This is a genomic window from Paraburkholderia sejongensis, assembly GCF_020880815.1.
Classification (GTDB): Bacteria; Pseudomonadota; Gammaproteobacteria; order Burkholderiales; family Burkholderiaceae; genus Paraburkholderia; species Paraburkholderia sejongensis.
Genome location: NZ_JAJITD010000007.1, coordinates 335,956 through 359,793 on the forward strand (window position 1 = coordinate 335,956; position 23,838 = coordinate 359,793).

Consider the following 23,838-nt stretch of genomic DNA (forward strand, 5'->3'; position numbering starts at 1 on the left):
CCGGCGGGCGGCTCGCGTGAAGCCCGGACGCCCTTCGATGCGCGTGGCGGCGATTCGTGCGGCGCGGCGCGCCGGCCCGAATCGCGGCGGCTATCTAATTCGGTCGGTGGCCGAGGTGGCGAAACCGGTGGAGCGGCTGCCCGGTGTGCCGGCGCCGACGGCCGCGAACCATGCGCGGGCATTGGCGACGTCGCGGGCGATCGCGGCGGTCAGCGTTTCGAGGTCGGCGAACTTTTCCTCGTCGCGCAGCTTCTTCAGGAATTCGACGCGCACGAGTTTGCCATACGCGTCGCCGTGCCAGTCGAGCAGATGCACTTCGAGCAGCACGCGGCCGGAATCGTCGACGGTGGGGCGCAGGCCGAGGCTCGCGACGCCCGGCAGCGGGTGATCGGCGATGCCGTGCACCTGCACGACGAAGATGCCGGCGAGCGCCGGGCGCTTGTGCGCGATCGGCAGGTTCAGCGTGGGGAAGCCGAGATCGCGGCCGAGCTTCATGCCGTGCGTGACGTGGCCGCTGATCAGATAGTCGCGGCCGAGCGCGCTGCGCGCCGCGTCGAGGTCGCCGGCGATCAGCGCCGCGCGCACCCCCGAGCTGGAAATGCGCGCGCCCGACGGGTCGGCCACCGTGGCCATCTGCTCGACTTCGAAGCCGTACTGCTCGCCGGCCTTCTGCAGCGACGCGAAATCGCCGGCGCGCTTCGCGCCGTAGCGGAAGTCGTCGCCGATCATGACCCAGCGCGCATGCAGCCCGTTGACGATGATCCGCTCGACGAACGAATCCGGCGACTGGCTCGCGAAAGTGTGATTGAAGTGCTCGACGACGACCCGGTCGACCCCGTTGGTGCGCAGCGCCTCGAGTTTGTCGCGCAGCATCGCGATGCGCGGCGGCGCGCTGGCCGGGTTGAAGAATTCGCGCGGGTGCGGTTCGAAGGTCATCACGCAGACCGGCAGGCCGCGCGCATCGGCGGCCGCGCGCACGTGGGCGAGCAGCGCCTGATGGCCGCGGTGGACACCGTCGAAGTTGCCGATGGTCAGCGCGCAGGGCGCGCGGCTCTCGGCATTGGGAAGACCGCGGAAGACTCTCACGATAGCGGGTTGCAGCGGTTGCGGCGGTTGGGTTGCAGTGGCGGCCGGAGTGCCGCAAAACAATCGATTATAAACGCTTGGCGCAACGCAGGGCTGCGCGGTCGCTGGATCGCGACGGCCGAATGATAAAATCCGCGCATGAAAAAACTCGTCATCCTGATTTCCGGACGGGGCAGCAACATGGAAGCCATCGTGCGCGCTTGCGCGAGCGAGGGCTGGCCGGCGCAAATCGCCGCCGTGATTGCCAACCGTCCCGATGCCGCGGGGCTCGCTTTCGCGGCCTCGCACGGCATCGCGACCGCCGTGGTCGACCATCGCGAGTTTCCGGATCGCGATAGCTTCGACGCGGCGCTGGCCGAGCGGATCGACGCGTTCGCACCGGACCTCGTCGTACTCGCCGGCTTCATGCGGGTGTTGACCGCACGCTTCGTCGACCATTACGCCGGCCGCATGCTGAACGTGCATCCGTCGCTGCTGCCGAGCTTCCCGGGCCTCAAGACTCACCAGCAGGCGCTGGACGCCGGCGTGCGGCTGCACGGCGCGTCGGTGCATTTTGTCACCTCGCAGCTCGATCACGGGCCGATCGTCGTGCAGTCGGCGGTGCCGGTCGTCGCCGGCGACACCCCCGCCACGCTCGCCGAACGCGTGCTGGCAACCGAACACATCATTTATCCACGCGCGGTGCGCTGGTTCGTCGAAGGGCGTCTCGCTCTGGACGGCCTGCGCGTCACGCTAACGCCGTCGGAGCCGCAATGGCTCTTTGCCGGTCACACCGCCGGAGAGGGCGCATGAGATTGCATGGTTTTCTGATTGGACAAACTGAAACGCTGCTGGCCGAAGTGCTGCGGCTCAACGGCCCGGCCGACGCCACCACCAGCCGGTTCTTCCGCGCGCATCCGAAGCTCGGCCACAGCGAGCGCGGCGTGATCGCCGAGGCGGTGTTCGCGGTGCTGCGCCGGCGCATGGAATTCGCCCATCTGGCCGAGAGCGGCTCGGGCAATCCGGCGCGCCGGATGGCGCTGCTGGGGCTGATGCAGACGGTCGGGCGCAACGCGCTGAAGCCGTTCGTCAGCGAGGCCGAGGCGACCTGGCTCGAACATGTCGCGAAGATCGATCCGGAAAGCCTGCCGCTGCGGATTCGCCTGAACCTGCCCGGCTGGATCAGCGACGCGCTCAGCACCCGCATCGAGCCCGCCGAACTCGCGCAGCTGGCCGCCGCGCTGAACTACCCGGCGCCGCTCGATCTGCGCGCGAACCCGATCAAGGCGACTCGCGACGACGTGCTCGGCGCATTGCAGAAGGCCGGCATCGAGGCCGGCGCGACGCCGTTCGCGCCGTTCGGCGTGCGGGTGGTCGGCAAGCCGGCGCTGACGAAGCTCGACGCGTTCCAGCAGGGCTGGCTCGAAGTGCAGGACGAGGGCAGCCAGTTGCTGTGCTCGCTGGTCGCGCCGCGGCGCGGCGAGATGATCGTCGACTTCTGCGCGGGCGCGGGCGGCAAGACGCTGGCGCTCGGCGCGGCGATGCGCTCGACCGGCCGTCTGTACGCGTTCGACATCTCCGAGCGGCGTCTCGCCAAGCTGAAGCCGCGTCTGGCGCGCAGTGGGCTGTCGAACGTGAACCCGGTGCTGATCGACAGCGAGCACGACGCGAAGATCAAGCGTCTGGCCGGCAAGATCGACCGCGTGCTGGTCGATGCGCCTTGCAGCGGTCTCGGCACGCTGCGCCGCAATCCGGACTTGAAGTGGCGCCAGTCGCCGGAGTCGGTCGCCGAGCTGGCGCCGAAGCAGGCGTCGATTCTGGCCAGCGCCGCGCGTCTGGTGAAGAAGGGCGGGCGCCTCGTCTACGCGACCTGCTCGATCCTCGAAGCGGAAAACGAGGCGGTCGTGCAGCAGTTCCTCGCCGACCACCCCGAGTTCGCGCTGGTGCCGGTTCGCGACGTGCTCGCCGAGCAGCGCATCGAACTCGAAATGGGCGACTACCTGTCGCTGTGGCCGCATCGCCATGCGACCGACGGCTTCTTCGCCGCCGTGCTCGAGCGCCAGAGCTAAGCGCACCCGCCTCACCTGCGGCGCGCGTGGGCTCGTAACAGCCCGCGCGCGCCGGCCGCTTCCGGCGACCTCATGAACACCACCTTTCCTCACATGTTCGACGACATCTGGCGCGACTTCGGTCAGCCCGTGATGTTGTGGCAGGTCGGCATCCTGCTGGCGACGCTCGCCGTCGCATGGCTGCTCGCGGGACTGTTGCGCCGGCGGCTGGCCAAACCGCAGTCGCAGTCGCCGCTTCAGTTGCAGCTTCAGTTGCCGCGATACCAGGGCCTGCGCTTCGGGATGGAAAGCCTGAACCGTGCGGCCTTTCCGCTGATCGGCGCGGCGCTGGTGTGGATCGCGCGCGCGATCGCCGGCCAGTTCATGCACACGGCGCTGCTCAATGTGGCGCTGGTGCCGCTGGTCGGGATCGGCCTGATCTATATCGTGTTTTTCTTCGCGCGGCGGGTGTTCAACCGCGACGGCGGCGTGCATCCGTGGCTGTTCCTCGTCGAGAAGACCGTGTCGGTGGTCGTATGGATCGGCATGGTGCTGACGCTGCTGGGCATTCAGGAAGACGTGATCGAGTGGATGGGCAGCGTGCGCTTTCGCGTGGCCAATGCGCACATGACGCTGCTGTCGCTGGCGACCGGCCTGCTGTGGGTCGGCGTCACGATGATCGTCGCGATGTGGCTCGGCTCGACCTTCGAAGAACGCCTGATGCGCTCGAAGACGCTCGATGCGAACCTGAAGGTGGTGGTCGCGCGGGTCGGCCGGGCGGCCTTCGTGCTGGCGGCGATCCTGATCAGCCTGTCGATCGTCGGAATCGACATCACGGTGCTCGGCGTGTTCGGCGGCGCGCTCGGCGTGGGCCTCGGCTTCGGCATGCAGAAGATCGCCAGCAACTACGTGTCGGGCTTCATCATCCTGCTGGACCGCTCGCTGCGGATCGGCGACACGATCAATGTGAGCGGACTGGCGGGGCGGGTCACGCAGATTCGCACGCGCTACACGGTGGTGCGCGGGCTCGACGGGATCGAAACGCTGATCCCGAACGAGAAGCTGATCACCGACGTCGTGCAGAACCAGTCGTCGTTTCTGACCCGCGGCTACGCGAAGGCGACCGTGCAGATCGCCTACACGTCCGACGTCGAACAGGCGATGGCGCTCCTCGCCGAGGCAGCCGCCGACGTGCCCCGGGTGCTGCGCGAGCCGGCGCCGACGCCCTATCTGGCCGGCTTCGGGGCGGACGGGATCAATCTGGAGCTCGGTTTCTGGATCGAGGACGCCGCGACCGGTACATCGGGCGTGCGCTCGAGCGTCAACCGCAACATCTGGCGCCTGTTCTCCGAACACAACATCTCGATTCCGTTCGCCCAGCGCGAGGTGCGGATCATCGGGCCGGTGGGCGGCGTGATACCGCAGTCGGTAGCAATGACCGATCCGGTTGGCGGCGGCGGGGTGAACGCCACGTCCGAAGCCGCCTCCGCGCCTGTGGACGGCGCCGCCAACGACGTTCGCTGACGGCCGTTTCCCGTCGCCGCGCACTGCGTCCCGGTGCCGCGGCGAGCGCTATCGTGTTGATAGCACACAAAAAAATCCCTATTTGTTACAAACACTTGGAACGCTTCCAGTAGAATGTCGTCCAATCCCGCGTTATGCTTTCACTTTCTTGACACACGCGCCGCGTGTGCTCCGAATTTCTCGTTCTGCAGGTAACTTACCTTGTTGAATTCTTTGCTCGATTTCCTTGCCCACGGCCTGTTGCGTTTCTCATGGTTGCAACTCGTCGTGTACACGCTGATCGTCACGCACATCACGATTATCGGCGTCACCGTCTATCTGCATCGCTGCCAGGCGCACCGCTCGCTGGAGCTGCACCCGATCGCCAGTCATTTTTTCCGCTTCTGGCTGTGGATGACCACGGGCATGTTGACCGGCCAGTGGGCCGCGATTCACCGTAAGCATCACGCGAAGTGCGAGACCGAAGAGGATCCGCACAGTCCGCAAACGCGCGGCATCTGGAAGGTGCTGCTCGAAGGCGCGGAGCTCTATCGCGCGGAAGCGAAAAATGAAGAAACGATGCGTAAGTTCAGTCACGGCACGCCGAACGACTGGATTGAGCGCAACGTGTACACGAAGTACCCGATCCTCGGCGTGAGCATCATGATGGTGATCAACGTCGCGCTGTTCGGCGTCGTCGGTCTGACGATCTGGGCAGTGCAGATGGTCTGGATCCCGTTCTGGGCGGCGGGCGTGGTCAACGGCCTCGCGCATTTCTGGGGCTATCGCAACTTCAACTCGTCGGATGCGAGCACCAACATCTTCCCGTGGGGCATCATCATCGGCGGCGAAGAACTGCATAACAATCACCACACGTACGCGACGTCGGCCAAGCTGTCGAACAAGTGGTATGAGTTTGACATCGGCTGGATGTATATCCGCATCATGCAGGCGTTCCGTCTGGCCAAGGTGAAGAAGGTGGCGCCTACGCCGCGTCTGACCACTGGCAAGCTCGTGCTCGATCAGGACACGCTGCAGGCCGTGCTCGCGAACCGCTACGAAGTGATGGCGCGTTACGCGAAGGCGATCAAGCGCGCTTACCGTCAGGAGCTCGCGCATCTGAAGGAAGTCGGCGCACGCGAGAAATACCAGGTGATGCGCGGCGCGCGCAGCTGGCTCCACAAGGAAGAGGCTGGCCTGAACGAGCCGCAGAAGCGCCAGTTGCCGCAGATCTTTGCGAGCAGCCAGAAGCTGAAGACGTACATCGACATGCGCAACGAGCTCGCGTCGATATGGGAGCGTTCCAATGCGTCGCGCGAACAGTTGCTCGCTCAGTTGCAGGACTGGTGCCATCGCGCGGAGCAGAGCGGCATCAAGGCGTTGCAAGACTTCGCGATGCGACTGCGTCGCTATGCCTGAAATCCATTAAAATTTCAGCACGTCACAAAACCCCGCGTTGGCGGGGTTTTGCTTTTTTGGGCCGTGGAAAATCGTCGGACGAAAGTAGCACGACCGTCGAACCGCGGCGGCCAGGTGAGGGCAGAGGAGATGATGGAGCAGCAGGCGATCAGGACCGTCGAATACGACCGGCCTCAGGCACTGGGCACAACGTGCGCAATTGGGCAGGCGTGGGCGAAGGTGCCCGCGATGCCGTCGGTGGAAGAGAAGCAGGCGCTGAAGGCGCGCATTCGCGCGTTACTGAAGCGGGAGAAAGCGGTGCTCGTCGCGCATTATTACGTCGACGCCGAATTGCAGGAGCTCGCCGACGAGACCGGCGGTTGCGTCGCCGATTCGCTGGAAATGGCGCGCTTCGGGCGCGATCACGATGCGCAGACGCTGGTGGTCGCGGGCGTTCGCTTCATGGGCGAGACCGCGAAAATCCTTAGTCCCGACAAACGCATTCTGATGCCTGATCTCGATGCGACCTGTTCGCTCGATCTCGGCTGTCCGGTCGATGAATTTTCGGCTTTTTGCGATGCGCATCCAGACCGCACGGTGGTCGTGTATGCGAACACCAGCGCTGCCGTGAAGGCGCGCGCGGACTGGATGGTCACGTCGTCGATCGGACTCGAGATCGTCGCCGATCTGCATGCGCGCGGTGAAAAGATCATCTGGGCGCCGGACCGTCATCTGGGTGGCTACATTCAGGGCAAGACCGGCGCGGACATGCTGATGTGGCAGGGATCGTGCCTCGTGCACGACGAGTTCAAGGGTATCGAACTCGATCTGCTGCGCGCCGAGTACCCGCGTGCCAAGGTCCTCGTGCATCCGGAGTCGCCGGCCAATGTGGTCGCCCAGGCTGATGTGGTCGGCTCGACCACGCAACTGATCGATGCCGCGCGCAAGCTCGACGCGACGCATTTCATCGTCGCGACCGACCTCGGCATCCTGCACAAGATGCAGCTGGCCGCTCCCGGCAAGACCCTGATCGCCGCGCCGACGGCCGGCAACAGCGCAACCTGCAAGAGCTGCGCGCATTGTCCGTGGATGGCGATGAACGGCTTGGGGAACCTGGCCGACGTGCTCGAACGCGGCCACAACGAAATTTCCGTCGACCGTGCAATCGGCGAGCGCGCGCGTTTACCGATCGATCGGATGCTCGACTTCGCGGCGCGTCACAAGAAGCGCGTGCAGGCGAGCGGCGATCTCGCGCGCGACGCGCAACTGTATTCGAACGTGGGAGCAGCGTAATGACGGTGGTGGAGAAGGCGCCGGAGTCGGCGGTGGGCGGACGTGCAACGGTCCATCACGCGGTGTCGCCGCTATTCGCGGAGATCCACGCGCAATACGGCGCGGCGTTCGACGCGGCGCTCGCGCGCAACGTCGCGGATGCGCTGGCCGAAGACGTCGGCAGCGGCGATCAGACCGGCCGCCTCGTGCCCGCGGACGACGTGCGCGCCGCTCGCATCATCGTGCGCGAGGACGCGGTATTGTGCGGCGTGCTGTGGTTCGACGCGGTGATGCGCTCGGTCGATCCGCGTATCGAGGTCCAATGGCGTTATCGCGAAGGTGAGCGGATGAGCGCGGACACGCCGGTCTGCGAACTGCGCGGGCCGGTGCGCGCGCTGCTGACCGCGGAGCGCAACGCGATGAACTTCCTGCAGTTGCTGTCGGGTGTGGCGAGCGCGACGCGCCGCTATGTCGACGCGATCGCTCATACGCGTACGCGCGTGCTCGATACGCGCAAAACCCTGCCCGGTTTGCGGCTCGCACAGAAGTACGCGGTGCGCGTGGGCGGTGGCGCGAACCAGCGGCTCGCGCTGTACGACGGCATCCTGATCAAGGAGAACCATATCGCCGCGGCCGGCGGGGTGGGGGCGGCGATGGACGCGGCGCTTGCGTTGAATGCCGGCGTGCCGATCCAGATCGAGGTCGAGACGATCGAGCAACTGGAAATCGCGCTCGCGCATCGCGCGCAGTCGATCCTCCTCGACAACTTTTCGTTCCACATGATGCGCGACGCGGTGAGGAACACGGCCGGGCGGGCGGTGCTCGAAGTGTCCGGCGGCGTGAATTTCGACACCGTGCGCACGATCGCGGAGACCGGCGTCGATCGCGTGTCGATCGGTGCGCTGACCAAAGACGTGCGCGCGACCGATTACTCGATGCGGATCGTTTGACGCGACTGCGTTGGCGCGCGAGACGGCGTCCGCGGTTGCGGGCGCCGTGAAGCAAAAAAAGGCCGTCGCCGGAGTCGATCCGCCGATGGCCTTGTCGTTTTTGCACGGCCTTCTCAAGCGCAGGTCACACCCCAGCTTTGCGCACATACTCTGGCGACAACACCGTCGGCAGTGCCTTCGGCAACGTGGCCGGCCAGTCGCGGCTGAAATGCAGCCCGCGGCTCTCACGCCGCGAGCTCGCGCCGTCGACGATCAGCGAAGCGACGTCGACCAGGTTGCGCAGTTCCAGCAGATCGCGGCTCACCTTGAAGTTCGCGTAGTACTCGTGGATCTCGTCGCGCAGCAGCGCCAGGCGGTGCTTCGCCCGTTCGAGCCGCTTGTCGGTGCGCACGATGCCGACGTAATTCCACATCAAGCGGCGCAACTCGTCCCAGTTGTGCGCGACCACCACTTCCTCGTCCGGATCGGACACGCGACTTTCGTCCCATGCGGGCAGCGGCGCGCCGATCGCGGCGCCGAAGCCTTCCGCTTCGATCGCCTGCGCGGCCGAGCGGCCGATCACAAGACATTCGAGCAACGAGTTGCTGGCGAGCCGGTTCGCGCCATGCAGACCGGTGCAGGAAGTCTCGCCGACCGCATACAGGCCGGCGAGATCGGTGCGACCCGCGAGATCGGTGACGACGCCGCCGCACGTGTAGTGCGCGGCCGGCACGACCGGAATCGGCTCTTTCGTGATGTCGATGCCGAATTCGCGGCAGCGCGCCAGAATCGTCGGGAAATGCTCGTGCAGGAACTCGGCCGGCTGATGGCTGATGTCGAGGTACACGCAATCGATGCCGCGTTTCTTGATCTCGAAGTCGATCGCGCGCGCGACGATGTCGCGTGGCGCGAGCTCCGCGCGCTCGTCGTGATTCGGCATGAAGCGGGTGCCGTCGGGCAGCTTGAGAATGCCGCCTTCGCCGCGCACCGCTTCCGAAATCAGGAACGACTTCGCGTACGGATGGAACAGGCAGGTCGGGTGGAACTGGATGAACTCCATATTCGATACCCGGCAGCCGGCGCGCCAGGCCATCGCGATGCCGTCGCCGGTCGCGGTATCGGGGTTGGTCGTGTACAGATAGACCTTGCCTGCACCGCCGGTGGCGAGCACCGTGTGCGGCGCTTCGATCGTTACCGTACGGCCGCTTTGCAGCTCGAGCGCGTACAGGCCGTGGCAGCGGCGGCCGGGCAGGCCCAGACGCTCGGAGGTGATCAGGTCGATCGCGTGATGGTCTTCGAACAGCGTGATGTTCGGGTGCTGGCGCACCTTTTCGCTCAACGTGGCGACTACCGCATGGCCGGTCGCATCGGCCGCGTGAATGATCCGGCGATGGCTGTGGCCGCCTTCGCGCGTCAGATGAAAGCCGAGTTCCGCGGCGTCGTCCTTCGTGAACGGCACGCCTTGCCCGATCAGCCATTCGATCGCGGCGCGCCCATGTTCGACGATAAAGCGCGTCGCCGCCTCGTCGCACAGTCCGCCGCCCGCGATGAGCGTGTCGCGCACGTGATTTTCGACGCTGTCCGCCGAGTCGAGTACCGCGGCGATGCCGCCTTGCGCCCAGTCGCTGGCACCCTCGGTCAGCGATCGTTTGGCGATCACCGCGACCCGCCGGGTCTGCGCGAGATTGAGCGCGACACTCAGGCCCGCCAGACCGCTACCGACAATCGCCACATCGAATTCCATTGCCTACATCTCCGTCTTTCGTTTTGCGATGACGGCGCGCGATCCAGCGCGCGCCGCGAAAACGACAAAGGATACGCGCCGCAGCCGGCGAGGGAAAGCTGGCCGAATGGAATAAGGTGTTACTTGCGAGCGTGGCAGCGCTTGGCGTACCGCGCGCGCCAAAACAAAAAAGCCTCGCACGGATGCGAGGCTTTTCGGCATGTCTTCGCCTTCGTCAGGCTAGAGGAGATCCAAGATTACTTGATCTTGGTTTCCTTGTAGTCAACGTGCTTGCGGATGACCGGATCAAATTTCTTGATCAGCATCTTTTCCGGCATGTTGCGTTTGTTCTTCGTGGTCGTGTAGAAGTGACCCGTGCCTGCGGTCGATTCCAGCTTGATCTTGTCGCGTGCGCCTTTCGCCATGATTTACTCCTTAGGCTTCGCCGCGTGCGCGCAGATCTGCGAGCACAGCGTCAATACCGTTCTTGTCGATCAGGCGCAGGCCGGCGTTCGAAATACGCAGACGCACCCAACGGTTTTCGCTTTCCACCCAGATACGGCGGCTTTGCAGGTTCGGCAGGAACCGGCGCTTGGTCTTGTTGTTCGCGTGGGAAACGTTGTTGCCGCTCATCGGCGCTTTCCCAGTTACTTGGCATACGCGTGCCATGAGAGCACTCCTAATACGCTAATTCTGAGTTCGAACGCCGTGAAAGTTTCCCGAAAAGAGCCGCACTGAAGTGGAGTCCGCAAGTACTCGCTACTACAGCCGCCTGACCTTTTTGGAACGCCTCAGTGGCTTCGGAACAGGGGGTTGGAAATAGGCAAACCGGGATTCTAGCAGAAAAAAACTCGATAAATCAAACCTTATTTGCGACGCCGGACACGGCGTTGCGCAGCGGCTCCTCGGCTTGCCGCGGCGCGGCCGGCCGATGCGGATGCTTGGGCCAACCGGCGCGGGCGAATGAGTATACGCCGTCCGCGCTGACCACCAGATGATCGATCAACTGGATGTCGACCAGCGCGAGCGCGTCGCGAAGCGTCTGTGTCAGCCGACAATCGCTCGCGCTCGGCTGCAACGCACCGGACGGATGGTTATGCGCGACGATCAAACTGGCCGCGTTGGCCGCGAGCGCGCGCCGCACGATTTCGCGCGGATACACGGCCATCCGCGTGAGCGAGCCCTGCGCGCTTTCCTCGCAGTCGATCAGCCGATGCCGCGCGTCGAGAAACAGCGACACGAACACCTCCAGCGGCCGCCCGCCGATCAACAGGCGCAAATAATTCTCCACCGTTTCCGGGGAATTCAGCAGTTCCCGTCTACGCATCCGGTCGACCAGCGAGCGGCGCGACATTTCCATGATCGCGAGCAGCTGGGTTTTTTTCGCCGGACCGAGGCCGCGGATCCCGTCGAAGTCCGTGTAGGTCGCGTCGAGCATCGCGCGCAGTGTGCCGAAGCGCTCCAGCAACGCGCCCGCGACCCTGAACACGTCGTGGCCGGGCAGGCCGGAGCCCAATACGAGCGCGATCATTTCAGTGTCGGACAGCGCGCTGGGGCCCTTGCTGATCAGCCGCTCGCGCGGCATGTCGCTGCGATGCCACTTGCCGCGCAATAGTCGGGAACGGATGCGGGCGGCGGCTCCGTCAGTCGGTTCCGCAGCCTGCCCGCCGGGCGCGCCTTTCCCGCGCCGACGCGCTGGCCGCCGCGTGCCGGCCTCGGCGGTTGCGTCGATTGGGCTGGCGAAATCTGCCATATATACAAGGTCCTCCGCTTCCGGGTGGCGGTCCGGCCGGCACGCGGTGCCGCCCGGACCGTGCCCCCTTTTGCGGGCGACGGACTCAAGCCGGCGCCCGCTAGGTGGCTTACAATAGACGCTTTGCGCACGGCACCCCGACGGTTTGCCACACGCGTCGACTGCGCCCGCGGCGCACGCGTGCAGCGCGCTTCGACTGAGCGAGCATTGCATGAGCATCATCGACATCTCCGAGGTGAAACCCGGTTCACACGTCACGCTGCATTACCGGCTTTCGCTTGCCGATGGCGCCGAAGTGATCAACACGTTTAACGACAAACCGGCCACGCTGCTCCTGGGCGCCGGCCAACTGGCGCCGCCGCTGGAAGACATTTTGCTGGGTCTGAAGGTGGGCCACCATTCGACCTTTCAGCTAGCGCCGGGCCAGGCATTCGGGTCGCGCAATCCGGAGCTGATCCAGCGTGTTTCCCTTGCCACGTTGCGGGAGAACAGCATGATCGGCGAGGATTTTTCGCCGGGCGATCTGGTCGAATTCAACGCCCCGGGCGGCGGACGCTATGCCGGCGTGCTGAAAGAAGTCGGCGAAACGTCGGCGCTGTTCGATTTCAATCACCCGCTTGCCGGCCAGGCGCTGGCGTTTGAAGTGAAAATCATCGGGATTTTGTAAACATGAGCATTGCGGATACGACTCTCGCCGAAGCGGAGATCCTGCTGGCCCAGCCACGCGGGTTCTGCGCCGGCGTCGACCGGGCCATCGAGATCGTCGAGCGCGCCATCAAGCTGCACGGCTCGCCGATCTACGTGCGTCACGAAATCGTTCACAACGTGTATGTGGTCGAAGACCTGCGAAAGAAGGGAGCGATCTTCATCGAGCGGCTCGAAGAAGTGCCGCCCGGCAACACGGTGATCTTCAGCGCGCATGGCGTGTCGAAAGCCGTGCGCTCGGAGGCGGAGTCGCGTGGGTTGCGGGTCTATGACGCCACCTGTCCGCTCGTCACCAAGGTGCATATCGAAGTCGCGAAAATGCGTCAGGACGGCTTCGACATCGTGATGATCGGCCACAAGGGTCATCCGGAAGTCGAAGGCACGATGGGGCAGGCGGCCCAGGGCATGCATCTCGTCGAAGATATCGAGGACGTGCAGGCGTTGCAGCTCGCCGACCCCGAGCGCATCGCGTTCGTCACGCAAACCACGCTGTCGGTCGACGACGCCGCCGAAATCATCGGTGCGCTGAAGGCCAAGTATCCGTCTATCCGCGAGCCCAAAAAGCAGGACATCTGCTACGCGACGCAGAACCGTCAGGACGCGGTGAAGTTCATGGCGCCGCAGTGCGATGTCGTGATTGTCGTCGGCAGTCCGAATAGCTCGAATTCCAATCGCTTGCGCGAACTGGCCGAAAAGCTCGGCGTGCCGGCCTACATGGTCGATTCGCCCGACCAGATCGATCCGGTCTGGGTCGAGGGCAAGCGCCGCATCGGCGTGACGGCCGGCGCGTCGGCGCCCGAAGTGCTCGCACAGGCCGTGATCGGGCGGCTGCGCGAACTCGGCGTGCGCAACGTGCGCGCGCTCGACGGCATCGAGGAAAACATCGCGTTTCCGCTCCCGCGCGGACTCGGTCTGCCCGCCTGACCTGCCGCCGCTTTGTTGTAAGAAAACGCACCCGAGGGTGCGTTTTTTTTATGGCTCGGCCTTCGCCACGCGACCCATTATTAAGTGACAGACCGCGCTAAAGTGGCGCGGCGAGTGTCCTCGCCCACAAATTATTTTTGAAAAGCGATCGGGTCTTTTTATCATTTTCCGTAATGTGACCCCGTTTATCGGGCGCTTACTCCACGCGATCGGGTTTAATGATGCACTGAATTAGTGCCTTCTATCTCATGACGCTCAAACGAGGGTTCCGCGCAAAGCCAGGCCTATCCGGCATTTCGCGTGACCATCCGCAACAGTTGATGCGGCTAGGCTTTGAGCCGGTGCAACTGGTGCACGAAAAAGGATCGCAACCGGGTTGCGCTTTTTCATCTATTTGGCTCTCAAAATGAGGTTGCAATGCAGGAAAACCCTGCCGTTTCAACAATATTGCCACTCGCATAATTGGAGTTACAATGCGCGCGTTCTCAAGGCCTTAAGGTCCTGAACAGTGGATTTTGCAAGGCGCGGGAGACCTTATTTAATGCGAGTCAAATTTGCTTACGCCGTGTCGATCGCGGCCGCGGTTGCGATGCTGACCGCGTGCGGCAAGAAACCGGATGGCGAAGCGGGTGCGGGCGCGTCGGCGGCCTCGGCGCCGGTCGCTGCCGCGAGCGAAGCGACTATCGTGAAGATCGGTCATGCAGCCCCGTTGACGGGCGGCATCGCGCATCTGGGCAAGGACAATGAAAATGGCGCGCGCCTCGCGGTCGAGGAAATCAACGCCCAGGGTTTGACGATCGACGGCCATAAGATTGAGTTGCAGCTCGACGCGCAGGACGATGCGGCGGATCCGAAAACGGGCACCGGCGTCGCGCAGAAGCTGGTCGACGATCATGTGGTCGCGGTGGTTGGCCATCTGAACTCCGGCGTGTCGATTCCGGCCTCGAAGATCTATCGCGACGCGAGCATCGTGCAGATCTCGCCGTCGTCGACCAATCCGGCCTACACGCAGCAAGGTTTCAAGACGACCTACCGGGTGGTCGCCACCGACGCGCAGCAGGGTCCGGCGCTCGCCAATTACGCGACCAAGGCGCTCGGCGCCAAACGCATCGCGGTGGTGGACGATGCGACCGCCTACGGCAAGGGCCTCGCGGACGAATTCGCGAAGACCGTCGAAGCGGCCGGCGCGAAGATCGTCGCGCGCGAGGCGACCAACGACAAGGCCACGGATTTCCGGGCCATCCTCACGAAGATCAAGAGTGTTCAGCCGGACGTCATCATGTTCGGCGGCATGGACGCGACGGGCGGGCCGTTTACGAAGCAGGCGGCGGCGCTCGGTATCAGGGCAAAAATCCTTGGCGGCGACGGTGTGTGTACCGACAAGGTAGGTGAGCTGGCGGGTACCGCCGTGCAAAACCTGGTCTGTTCGGAGGCGGGACTCGCGCTCTCCAGAATGGACAGGGGAGCGGACTTCGAAAAGAAGTACGAGGACCGTTTCCACACACCGGTGCAGATTTACGCGCCGTTTACGTATGACGCTGTGTACGTGATCGTCGATGCAATGAAGCGCGCCAATTCGATCGAGGCGCCCAAGGTGCTGGCTGCGATGCCGTCGACCGACTACAACGGAGTAATCGGCCACATCGCGTTCGACGACAAGGGTGATTTGAAAGAGGGCGCCATTACGCTTTACGACTTCAAGGACGGCAAGAAAGCGGTTCTCGACGTCGTCAAGATGTGATGACGGGACGTTTGGCCTGACGGCACCGACACCATCCAACGGTGCCGTTTTTGCATCCGCCGATGGCGAGCCCGCGACCGCATCACGGTCGGCAGGGCGAACCGGCAGCGGATAACCCTTACCGGTCTTTTATATCAGTACCCGCAGTGCCGTTGAGATTTTCGTCGCGCATCACCGCCCACCGGCCGATGACGAGCGTGAATCCAGTCGCACGGGCTAAGGAGCATTAAATGGATATTTTCATCCAGCAGATCCTGAATGGACTGGTGCTTGGCAGTGTCTACGCCATCATCGCACTAGGCTATACGATGGTTTACGGCATTCTGGGCATCATCAACTTCGCGCACGGCGATGTGTTGATGGTCGGCGCGATGGTTGCGCTGTCCGCGATAGGCGTGCTGCAGAACCACTTCCCCGGCCTCGGCAACGTGCCGACGCTGATCATTGCGCTGATCATCGCGGCGGTGGTCTGCTCGGTGGTCGGCTACACGATCGAGCGGGTCGCGTACCGGCCGCTGCGGCGCGCGCCGCGTCTGGCGCCGCTGATCACCGCGATCGGTGTGTCGATCCTGCTGCAGACGCTCGCGATGATGATCTGGTCGCGCAACCCGCTGCCGTTCCCGCAACTGCTGCCGACCGATCCGATCAACGTGATCAAGGCCACCGACACCACGCCCGGCGCGGTGATCTCGATGACTGAAATCGTCATCATCGTGGTCGCGTTCCTCGTGATGGGCGGGCTGCTGCTGCTCGTGCACAAGACCAGGCTCGGCCGCGCGATGCGGGCGATCGCGGAGAACCCGAACGTCGCGAGCCTGATGGGCGTGAATCCGAACTTCGTGATTTCAGCGACCTTCATGATCGGCTCGGCGCTGGCCGCGCTGGCCGGCGTGATGATCGCGTCGGAATACGGCAACGCGCACTTCTATATGGGCTTCATCCCCGGCCTGAAGGCCTTCACCGCGGCGGTGCTGGGCGGGATCGGCAACCTCGGCGGCGCGATGGTCGGCGGCGTGCTGCTGGGCCTGATCGAGCAGCTGGGCGCCGGCTATATCGGCAATCTCACGGGCGGCGTCTTCGGCAGCAACTACCAGGACGTGTTCGCGTTCATCGTGCTGATCGTCGTGCTGGTGTTCCGTCCGTCGGGTCTGCTCGGCGAACGTGTCGCGGATCGCGCCTGATCCCGGGCCCTAAGGAGTAAATGAACATGACCTCAATTCAACCGATCGAGCCGTCGACGACGCTGATCCCCGAAAAGAATCCGGCGAAGACGCTGACCGTCGGCATCATCACCGCGATCCTCGTGATCGCGGCGCCGATCATCATCGGCACCGCGGGCGGCAATTACTGGGTGCGCGTGCTGGACTTCGCGATGCTGTACGTGATGCTCGCGCTGGGCCTGAACGTGGTGGTCGGCTTCGCCGGCCTGCTCGACCTGGGCTACATCGCGTTCTACGCGATCGGCGCGTACACGGCGGCGCTGCTGAGCTCGCCGCACCTGACCTCGCAGTTCGAGTGGATCGGGGCGCTTGCGCCGCACGGCCTGCACACGCCGATCTGGATCATCGTGCCGATCGCGATGGCGCTCGCGGCGCTGTTCGGGATTCTGCTCGGTGCGCCGACTTTGCGTCTGCGCGGCGACTATCTGGCGATCGTGACCCTCGGCTTCGGGGAAATCGTGCGGATCTTCATGAACAACCTCGACCGTCCGGTGAACATCACCAACGGCCCGAAGGGGATCACGGGTATCGATCCGGTGCAGATCGGCGGCTTCAGCCTGTCGCAATCGCACTCGCTGTTCGGCCTGCAGTTTCCGTCGGTGTACGGGTATTACTACCTGTTCGTGCTGTGCGCGCTGTTCGTGATCTGGGTCTGTACGCGTCTGCAGCATTCGCGTATCGGCCGCGCATGGGCGGCGATCCGCGAAGACGAAATCGCCGCCAAGGCGATGGGCATCAACACCCGTAACGTGAAGCTCCTCGCGTTCGCAATGGGCGCGTCGTTCGGCGGTCTGTCGGGCGCGATGTTCGGCGCGTTCCAGGGCTTCGTGTCGCCGGAATCGTTCACCTTCTGGGAATCGGTCGTGGTGCTCGCCTGCGTGGTGCTCGGCGGCATGGGCCATATCCCCGGCGTGATTCTCGGCGCGGTGCTGCTCGCGGTGTTCCCGGAATTCCTGCGCTCGACGATGGGTCCGCTGCAGAACATGATCTTCGGCCATGAAATTGTGGATACCGAAGTGATCCGTCAGCTGCTGTACGGTCTGGCGATGGTCGTGATCATGCTGTATCGCTCGGAAGGCCTGTGGCCGGCGCCGAAGCACGAAGACAAGATTGCGAAGCTGGCGAAGCGCAACGGCAAGAAGCCGGTGCGCGCGTAACGCGCGGTGGAGAAAAAGACATGAGCGATAACGTAAGCAACAACGCGGTGAAGGGCTTCGCGAACACGCCGATCCGCCTTTCGGTGAAGGGCGTGAACAAGCGTTTCGGTGGCCTGCAGGCACTCTCCGAGGTCGGTCTGGAGATCAAGGCCGGGCAGATTTACGGCCTGATCGGCCCGAACGGTGCCGGCAAGACGACCTTCTTCAACGTGATTACCGGGCTGTACACGCCGGACTCGGGCGAATTCAAGCTCGACGGCGAGAACTACACGCCGACCGCGGTCTATCAGGTCGCGAAGGCGGGGATCGCGCGCACGTTCCAGAACATCCGTCTGTTCGGCGGGATGACCGCGCTCGAAAACGTGATGGTCGGCCGCCACGTGCGCACGAAGCACGGGCTGCTCGGCGCGGTGTTCCAGACGCCGGCCGAGCGCAAGGAAGAGCGCGAAATCAAGGAGCGCGCGCTGGAGCTGCTCGAGTACGTCGGCATTGCGCAGTATGCGGACTTCACGTCGCGCAACCTGTCGTACGGTCACCAGCGGCGTCTGGAGATCGCGCGTGCATTGGCGACCGATCCGAAGCTGCTCGCGCTGGATGAGCCGGCCGCCGGCATGAACGCGACGGAAAAGGTCGAGCTGACCAAGCTGCTCGACAAGATCCGCGCGGACGGCAAGACGATCCTCTTGATCGAGCACGACGTGAAGCTGGTGATGGGTCTGTGCAACCAGATGACGGTGCTCGACTACGGCAAGGTGATTGCGCAAGGTCTGCCGCAAGACGTGCAGAAGGATCCTAAGGTGATCGAAGCTTATCTGGGTGCGGGAGTCCACTGATGTCCACGACGCAAGCAATGTTGAAAATCAAGGGCCTGCAGGTCAACTACGGTGGCATCCAGGCGGTCAAGGGCGTCGATCTCGAAGTCGGTCAGGGCGAACTCGTCACGTTGATCGGCGCGAACGGCGCGGGCAAGACCACCACGATGAAGGCGATCACCGGTCTGAAGGCCTATGCCGCCGGCGACATCGAGTACATGGGTCAGTCGATCAAGGGGCTGCCCGCGCACGAACTGCTCAAGCGCGGTCTGGCGATGGTGCCGGAAGGGCGCGGGATCTTCGCGCGGATGTCGATCGTCGAGAACATGCAGATGGGCGCGTATCTGCGCAACGACAGGGACGGGGTCGAGAAGGACGTCGACCGCATGTTCGGTTTTTTCCCGCGTCTGAAGGAGCGCGCATCGCAATACGCGGGCACGCTCTCGGGCGGCGAACAGCAGATGCTGGCGATGGCGCGCGCGATCATCTCGCGGCCGAAGCTGTTGCTGCTGGACGAGCCGTCGATGGGCCTGTCGCCGATCATGGTCGAGAAGATCTTCGAAGTGGTGCGGGCGATTTCGTCGGAAGGGATGACCGTGCTGCTGGTCGAGCAGAACGCGCGTCTGGCGCTGCAGGCGGCCAATCGCGGCTACGTGATGGACTCCGGTCTCATCACGATGTCGGGCGACGCGAAGCAGATGCTCGATGATCCGAAGGTTCGGGCTGCTTATTTGGGCGAGTAAGCGCGATCGGTAGGCGTCGCTTACCGATGAAAAAAGGCCGCATGCGTTAAGCAACGCATGCGGCCTTTTTGTTTTCGAAGCGCTTCGATTCTGTTACGCCGCGTCCGCGAATTTGCCGAGCCGTTTGCCCAGACTGATCACCGCATCGGCGCGATACCCGAGCGCCTCGTAAAACGCCTGGATGTCGGCCTTCGCCGACAGAACCTGCAGGTTCAGCTTCGGACAACCGAGCCCGGTCAGCACGCTCTCGACGTGCGCGACCAGACGCGTGCCGATCCCATGACGTCGCAGCGCTTCATCGACCGCGAGCGAATACAGCCAGCCGCGGTGGCCGTCGTAGCCGCCCATCACGGTGCCGACGATGCGCCCGTCGAGCACCGCGACGAAGAACAGCTCCGGCTGTGTGGCCAGCTTGTTCTCGATCGACAGCCGAGGATTGCGCTGCGGCCGCGTCGCGTCGCGGTACTCGGGAAACGCCTGCTGCCACAACGCGATCACCGCTTCGGTATCGCCCGCGTCGAAGCGGCGGATCGACAGCAACGTGTTGGTCGTCATCGGCACGGTCTCCGGTCGATTACAGCGAGTCGAGCACCGAGCGCAGCATCGCCATCATCTGGTCGATTTCTTCGGTCGTCACGTTCAGCGCCGGCATGAAGCGCAGCAGGTTCGGGCGCGCGGCGTTCAGCAGCACGCCGTCCGGCTGCATTTCGCGCGCCTTCTCGACGATCTGGTTGCCGATGTCCTTGCCGAGCAGCAGCGCGCGCAGCAGACCTTCGCCGCGCTCGCCGTTGAAGCCGCGTTCTTCCGACAGTTCGAGCAGCCTCGCGCGCAGATATTCGCCGCGCTCGCGCACGCCTTCGAGGAAGCCCGGCGCGGTCAGTTGCGAGATCACCGAATAGCCGACCGCGGTCATCAGCGGATTGCCGTTGTAGGTGCCGCCCTGATCGCCTGCTTCGAACACCGCGATTTCCTTCTTCGACAGCAGCGCCGCGAGCGGCACGCCGCCGCCGATGCCCTTGCCGAGCGTCATGATGTCCGGCTCGATGCCCGACAGCTCATACGCGAACAGCGTGCCCGCGCGGCCGCAACCGCTTTGCACTTCATCGACGATCAGCAGCAGGTTGTGCTTCTTCGTCAGTTCGCGAAGTTGCTGCATGAATTCGCGCGTCGCCGGAATCACGCCGCCTTCGCCCTGGATCGGCTCGAGCATCACCGCGACGGTCTTCGCGTTGATCAGCTTTTCCACCGATGCGATGTCGTTCAGGTCGGCCTTCGGGAAGCCCGGCACCTGCGGCGCGTAGATCGTGTCCCAGCCCGGCTTGCCGCTTGCCGACATCGTCGCGAGCGTGCGGCCGTGGAAGCTGTGATCGAACGTGATGATCTCGAACGCGCCGTCCTTGAACTTCTTGCCCCACTTGCGCGCGAGCTTGATCGCACCTTCGTTCGCTTCGGCGCCGCTGTTCGCGAAGAACACCTTGTCGAAGCAGCTGTGCTGCGTGAGCAGGCCCGCGAGTCTGGCCATCGGTTCGTTATAGAACGCCGGCGACGGGTTCAACAGCAGCTTCGCCTGGGTGTTCAGCGCTTCGAGCATGCCGTCGTTGCAGTGGCCCAGACTGTTGACCGCCCAGCCCTGAATGAAATCCAGATAGCGCTTGCCGTTGTTGTCGTAGAGCCACGAGCCCTTGCCGTGCGTGAAAACGATGTCGGGCCGGTTCGTGATGTACATCAGCGACTCGATCGGATACTCATTGAAATTCATGACGGCAGGCTCCAGGCAAAAAGGTGAAAGCAGGGTGAAGGATCAAGTCGGTTCGGCGCGTCGAAAAAGGCGGCCGGAAAAACAGAAAAGCCACGGCAGGCCGTGGCTTTCATGATTCGAACAGCTTGCGCCGAAGTGGTGTGCGGCGCGAATCCGTGACGAAGCCAGCGGCGTCCCTAGGGGAGCGGCGAGCGGCGACGTCGGAGTTCGGACTGGATGCGGTTCATGCGCGAAAGAATACGACAACCGAAGCGCCGGTGTAAACCATGAATTTGCAGCGGTACTGTAGCGAGAAGAACTTGCCCGCTTGTCGCGCGGCCGACATGTTCGGCGTAGTTGGCGCGCGCGGCCCGCGAATGGAGGCACGCGCGCCGCGGCGGCCGCCCGCCCGCGTGACGACGCGGGCAGGCGGCCGGCGGGCTATCAGACCGCGTTCGCGAGATCGGCTGCGCTCGTGAACGAGTCCGCGTAGAACTCGTCTTCCGGGAGCTGGTGATGCTGGGTGAAATCGCGTTGCGCCGATTCGACCATCACCGGCGCGCCGCATGCATACACCTGGTACGCCGACAGGTCTGGCAGATCCTCGATCACCGCGCGATGCACGAAGCCGGTGCGGCCGGTCCATGCGTCGCTCGCGTCCGGTTCGGAGAGCACCGGCACGAACTTGAAGTTCGGAATCTCGCGCGCCCATTGTTCGGCGAGTTCGAGCAGGTACAGGTCTTTCTTGCGACGCGCGCCCCAGTAAAGCGTCATCGGGCGCGTGATGTTCTTGAACACCGCGTGCTCGACAATCGCCTTCAGCGGCGCGAAGCCGGTGCCCGATGCGAGCAGCACGATCGGCTTGTCCGAGTCTTCGCGCAGGAAGAAAGTGCCGAGCGGTGCTTCGAAGCGCAGGATGTCGCGCTCTTTCATCGTGTTGAATACGTGGTCGGTGAACGCGCCGCCGGGCATGTGGCGGATGTGCAGTTCGACCGGGCCTTCGGTGTGCGGCGCATTGGCCATCGAATAGCTGCGGCGCTTGCCGTCCTTCAGGATGAATTCGAGGTACTGGCCGGCCAGATATTGCAGCCGCTCGTTGGCGGGCAGTTGTAGCTTGACGACGACCACGTCGTCGGCGCGGCGCTCGATCGCGTTCACGCGGCACGGCAGCTTCTTGACCTGCACGTCGCCGACGCCGGCCACTTCGCGGATGTCCACCTCGAGATCGGAGCATGCGGTCGCGCAGCACAAGAGGGCCATGCCGCGAGTCTTTTCGTCGTTCGACAATGCCGACGACGAATGCGCGCGCTGTTCGACTTCGCCGCTGACCACGGTGCCCTTGCACGAACCGCACGCGCCGTTCTTGCAGCCGTACGGCAGGCCGATGCCTTGACGCAGGGCGGCGGTGAGCACCGGTTCGTCCTGTTCTACCTGAAACTGCCGGCCGCTTTGCCGGAGCGTGACGTTAAATGCCATAGAGTGTTCGGAATCGAAAAAACGGAATCGTTATCGGACCCGCCGGATTAACCGCGCGGTACCTGTTGCGTGTGACCGCTACAATGCGTCCACCATGAATGCGACTCGAAACTTTCGCCGGCCGCGCGTGCTGATTATCGGCTGCGGCGACGTCGGTATGCGGTGCGTGCCGCTGTTGCGGCCGCGGGCGCATGTCTTCGCCCTGACCAGCCACCCCGCGCGTTGCGCCGAGTTGCGCGCCGCCGGCGTGACGCCGCTGATCGGCGATCTCGATGTGCGCCGCAGCCTCAAACGGCTCGCGGGACTCGCGCCGACGGTGCTGCATCTGGCGCCGCCGCAGAAATCCGGCGACACCGACCGGCGTACCCGCGCGTTGCTGGCGACGCTCGGCAGCGCTGCTGGCGGGCGCCGCGGGAGTGTGTCCGCGGCGCGTTCGCCGGTCGTGCCGACCGCGCGTTTGCGGCGCGCGCGCGCTTCATCGGTGGACGCTAAAACAGCCGGTATTGTACCCGACGGGGTACGCCGGACCGCCGCGTCGGCGGCACCGCCGCGCATCGTGTATGCGAGCACGACGGGTGTCTACGGCGACTGCGGCGGCGTGTGGATCGACGAAACACGCGCGCCGCGGCCCGCTAATGCGCGCGCGAAACGGCGCGTGTCGGCCGAGCGGCAATTGCGCGAGGCGAGCGCGCGCGGCAGCGTCCTCGCCAGCATCGCGCGAATTCCGGGCATCTACGCGGGCAACCGGCTGCCGCTCGCGCGGCTGGAAAAAGGCACGCCGGCGCTGATCGATGCCGACGACGTCTACACCAACCACATCCACGCCGACGACCTCGCCGCGATCCTCGTGCGGCTCACGACCCACGGCCGGCCCGCGCGCGTGATTCACGCGTCCGACGATTCGTCGCTGAAGATGGGCGAGTACTTCGACGCGGTCGCCGACGCGTTCGGTTTGCCGCGCGCGCCGCGCATCACGCGCGCGCAGGCGCAAACGCAGATCGAGCCGATGCTGCTGTCGTTCATGAGCGAATCGCGGCGACTGGTGAACCGGCGCTTGAAGGAGGAATTGCAGGTGACGCTGCGCTATCCGAGCGTCGGAGATTTCTTGCGGGAAGCGGTGAAGGCCAGGAGCTAGCGTCTTTGCGCAAGGGGCGGGTCGACGGCGGCCGGCAACTCACGGCGACATGAGTCGCTAACGCGGCTGAATTGCCGCAAAAACAACAAGCCATCCTCGCGGAGCATCGCTGCTCCGCAAAAAGCCGTGCCCCCGCACCGCATCATCAAACCGCGTGGTCGCGGCGGCCGCGCGCTTGGCGCGGGTCAGGTCAGCGTCGGCAGCATTTCCAGCAACAGGAAACACAGCATGCCGCCGATCATCGCGCCGATCAGGTTCGGGTGGTACTTGTGCCGCAGCCGCATGATGACCAGCGAGCCGCCGATCAGCAGCAGCGCGAAACCGATAAACGCAATCATCGCCTGCGAGATCGCAATCGTGCCGTCGATATGCATGGCGCCCCTCCTTGAAACCTTTGTAGTCGTTTGTTTCAACGAGTATAGGGCGGCCTGTAAGGAACGCCATGCTGCGGCGCAGCGCCTTACGTGCGGTGCACCGCAATGCGTGCGCGCTTTAT

The 23,838-nt window shown here is 64.3% G+C and carries 23 protein-coding genes; 14 read left to right on the top strand and 9 right to left on the bottom strand.

Annotated features, from left to right (window positions below):
• Positions 1-90: 90 nt before the first annotated feature.
• Entirely contained in the window at positions 91-1,086 is a 996-nt protein-coding gene (locus tag LJ656_RS16475; protein WP_075302445.1) for a bifunctional riboflavin kinase/FAD synthetase, read from the bottom strand.
• 138 nt (positions 1,087-1,224) lie between these two features.
• Here LJ656_RS16475 and purN point away from each other — a divergent pair, with 138 nt between their 5' ends.
• The 6 genes from purN (at position 1,225) to nadC (ending at position 8,236) form a co-directional block, all read left to right on the top strand.
• The gene (gene purN, locus LJ656_RS16480; protein ID WP_230510461.1) at positions 1,225-1,878 is read left to right on the top strand and encodes a phosphoribosylglycinamide formyltransferase; all 654 of its coding nucleotides are present in this window, start codon (positions 1,225-1,227) and stop codon (positions 1,876-1,878) included.
• Positions 1,875-3,134 (top strand): RsmB/NOP family class I SAM-dependent RNA methyltransferase, encoded by a 1,260-nt coding sequence (locus tag LJ656_RS16485; RefSeq protein ID WP_230510462.1) that lies wholly within the window; start codon positions 1,875-1,877, stop codon positions 3,132-3,134. Before purN ends, LJ656_RS16485 begins: the two co-directional genes overlap by 4 nt.
• Before the next feature lie 93 nt (positions 3,135-3,227).
• Entirely contained in the window at positions 3,228-4,637 is a 1,410-nt protein-coding gene (locus LJ656_RS16490) for a mechanosensitive ion channel family protein (RefSeq protein ID WP_425605946.1), read from the top strand.
• Between the two features lie 201 nt (positions 4,638-4,838).
• A complete protein-coding gene (locus LJ656_RS16495; RefSeq protein WP_230510464.1) occupies positions 4,839-6,035 on the top strand; it encodes a DesA family fatty acid desaturase in 1,197 nt (398 codons plus the stop codon).
• Positions 6,036-6,167: 132 nt separating this feature from the next.
• Positions 6,168-7,307 (top strand): quinolinate synthase NadA, encoded by a 1,140-nt coding sequence (nadA, locus tag LJ656_RS16500; RefSeq protein WP_230510523.1) that lies wholly within the window; start codon positions 6,168-6,170, stop codon positions 7,305-7,307.
• On the top strand, positions 7,307-8,236 hold the full coding sequence (gene nadC / locus LJ656_RS16505) for a carboxylating nicotinate-nucleotide diphosphorylase (protein ID WP_230510465.1): 930 nt from the start codon (positions 7,307-7,309) through the stop codon (positions 8,234-8,236). Before nadA ends, nadC begins: the two co-directional genes overlap by 1 nt.
• A 124-nt stretch (positions 8,237-8,360) precedes the next feature.
• Here nadC and nadB read toward each other — a convergent pair whose 3' ends face one another.
• The 4 genes from nadB to radC all read right to left on the bottom strand — a co-directional run bounded on the left by nadB (position 8,361) and on the right by radC (position 11,691).
• Entirely contained in the window at positions 8,361-9,959 is a 1,599-nt protein-coding gene (gene nadB / locus LJ656_RS16510; RefSeq protein WP_230510466.1) for an L-aspartate oxidase, read from the bottom strand.
• Positions 9,960-10,195: 236 nt separating this feature from the next.
• Entirely contained in the window at positions 10,196-10,363 is a 168-nt protein-coding gene (gene rpmG, locus LJ656_RS16515; protein WP_008919555.1) for a 50S ribosomal protein L33, read from the bottom strand.
• Between the two features lie 10 nt (positions 10,364-10,373).
• On the bottom strand, positions 10,374-10,607 hold the full coding sequence (rpmB, locus tag LJ656_RS16520) for a 50S ribosomal protein L28 (protein ID WP_006050117.1): 234 nt from the start codon (positions 10,605-10,607) through the stop codon (positions 10,374-10,376).
• A 190-nt stretch (positions 10,608-10,797) separates the two neighbouring features.
• Positions 10,798-11,691, bottom strand: coding sequence for a RadC family protein (radC, locus tag LJ656_RS16525; RefSeq protein WP_230510467.1), 894 nt, complete (start codon positions 11,689-11,691; stop codon positions 10,798-10,800).
• Between the two features lie 211 nt (positions 11,692-11,902).
• Here radC and LJ656_RS16530 point away from each other — a divergent pair, with 211 nt between their 5' ends.
• The 7 genes from LJ656_RS16530 (at position 11,903) to LJ656_RS16560 (ending at position 18,993) form a co-directional block, all read left to right on the top strand.
• Positions 11,903-12,358 (top strand): FKBP-type peptidyl-prolyl cis-trans isomerase, encoded by a 456-nt coding sequence (locus LJ656_RS16530; RefSeq protein ID WP_230510468.1) that lies wholly within the window; start codon positions 11,903-11,905, stop codon positions 12,356-12,358.
• A 2-nt stretch (positions 12,359-12,360) separates the two neighbouring features.
• On the top strand, positions 12,361-13,320 hold the full coding sequence (ispH, locus tag LJ656_RS16535; protein ID WP_230510469.1) for a 4-hydroxy-3-methylbut-2-enyl diphosphate reductase: 960 nt from the start codon (positions 12,361-12,363) through the stop codon (positions 13,318-13,320).
• Positions 13,321-13,861: 541 nt separating this feature from the next.
• Positions 13,862-15,061: a branched-chain amino acid ABC transporter substrate-binding protein gene (locus LJ656_RS16540; protein WP_230510470.1), complete on the top strand. Its 1,200-nt coding sequence runs from the start codon at positions 13,862-13,864 to the stop codon at positions 15,059-15,061.
• A gap of 230 nt (positions 15,062-15,291) precedes the next feature.
• Positions 15,292-16,242 (top strand): branched-chain amino acid ABC transporter permease, encoded by a 951-nt coding sequence (locus tag LJ656_RS16545; RefSeq protein ID WP_230510471.1) that lies wholly within the window; start codon positions 15,292-15,294, stop codon positions 16,240-16,242.
• Positions 16,243-16,268: 26 nt separating this feature from the next.
• Positions 16,269-17,438 (top strand): ABC transporter permease subunit, encoded by a 1,170-nt coding sequence (locus LJ656_RS16550; protein ID WP_230510472.1) that lies wholly within the window; start codon positions 16,269-16,271, stop codon positions 17,436-17,438.
• Between the two features lie 20 nt (positions 17,439-17,458).
• Entirely contained in the window at positions 17,459-18,271 is an 813-nt protein-coding gene (locus tag LJ656_RS16555) for an ABC transporter ATP-binding protein (RefSeq protein WP_230510473.1), read from the top strand.
• A gap of 17 nt (positions 18,272-18,288) precedes the next feature.
• A complete protein-coding gene (locus LJ656_RS16560; protein ID WP_425605947.1) occupies positions 18,289-18,993 on the top strand; it encodes an ABC transporter ATP-binding protein in 705 nt (234 codons plus the stop codon).
• Positions 18,994-19,086: 93 nt separating this feature from the next.
• Here LJ656_RS16560 and LJ656_RS16565 read toward each other — a convergent pair whose 3' ends face one another.
• The 3 genes from LJ656_RS16565 to LJ656_RS16575 form a co-directional block, all read right to left on the bottom strand.
• A complete protein-coding gene (locus LJ656_RS16565; protein WP_230510475.1) occupies positions 19,087-19,548 on the bottom strand; it encodes a GNAT family acetyltransferase in 462 nt (153 codons plus the stop codon).
• Between the two features lie 19 nt (positions 19,549-19,567).
• On the bottom strand, positions 19,568-20,752 hold the full coding sequence (locus tag LJ656_RS16570; protein ID WP_230510476.1) for an acetylornithine transaminase: 1,185 nt from the start codon (positions 20,750-20,752) through the stop codon (positions 19,568-19,570).
• 423 nt (positions 20,753-21,175) lie between these two features.
• On the bottom strand, positions 21,176-22,207 hold the full coding sequence (locus LJ656_RS16575; RefSeq protein ID WP_230510477.1) for a CDP-6-deoxy-delta-3,4-glucoseen reductase: 1,032 nt from the start codon (positions 22,205-22,207) through the stop codon (positions 21,176-21,178).
• A gap of 94 nt (positions 22,208-22,301) precedes the next feature.
• On the opposite strand from LJ656_RS16575, the gene LJ656_RS16580 reads away from it, so the two are divergent.
• The gene (locus LJ656_RS16580; protein WP_230510478.1) at positions 22,302-23,342 is read left to right on the top strand and encodes a Rossmann-fold NAD(P)-binding domain-containing protein; all 1,041 of its coding nucleotides are present in this window, start codon (positions 22,302-22,304) and stop codon (positions 23,340-23,342) included.
• 185 nt (positions 23,343-23,527) lie between these two features.
• Here the strand turns inward: LJ656_RS16580 and LJ656_RS16585 are convergent, their stop codons facing one another.
• Positions 23,528-23,716: a hypothetical protein gene (locus tag LJ656_RS16585; protein WP_230510479.1), complete on the bottom strand. Its 189-nt coding sequence runs from the start codon at positions 23,714-23,716 to the stop codon at positions 23,528-23,530.
• Positions 23,717-23,838 lie beyond the last annotated feature (122 nt).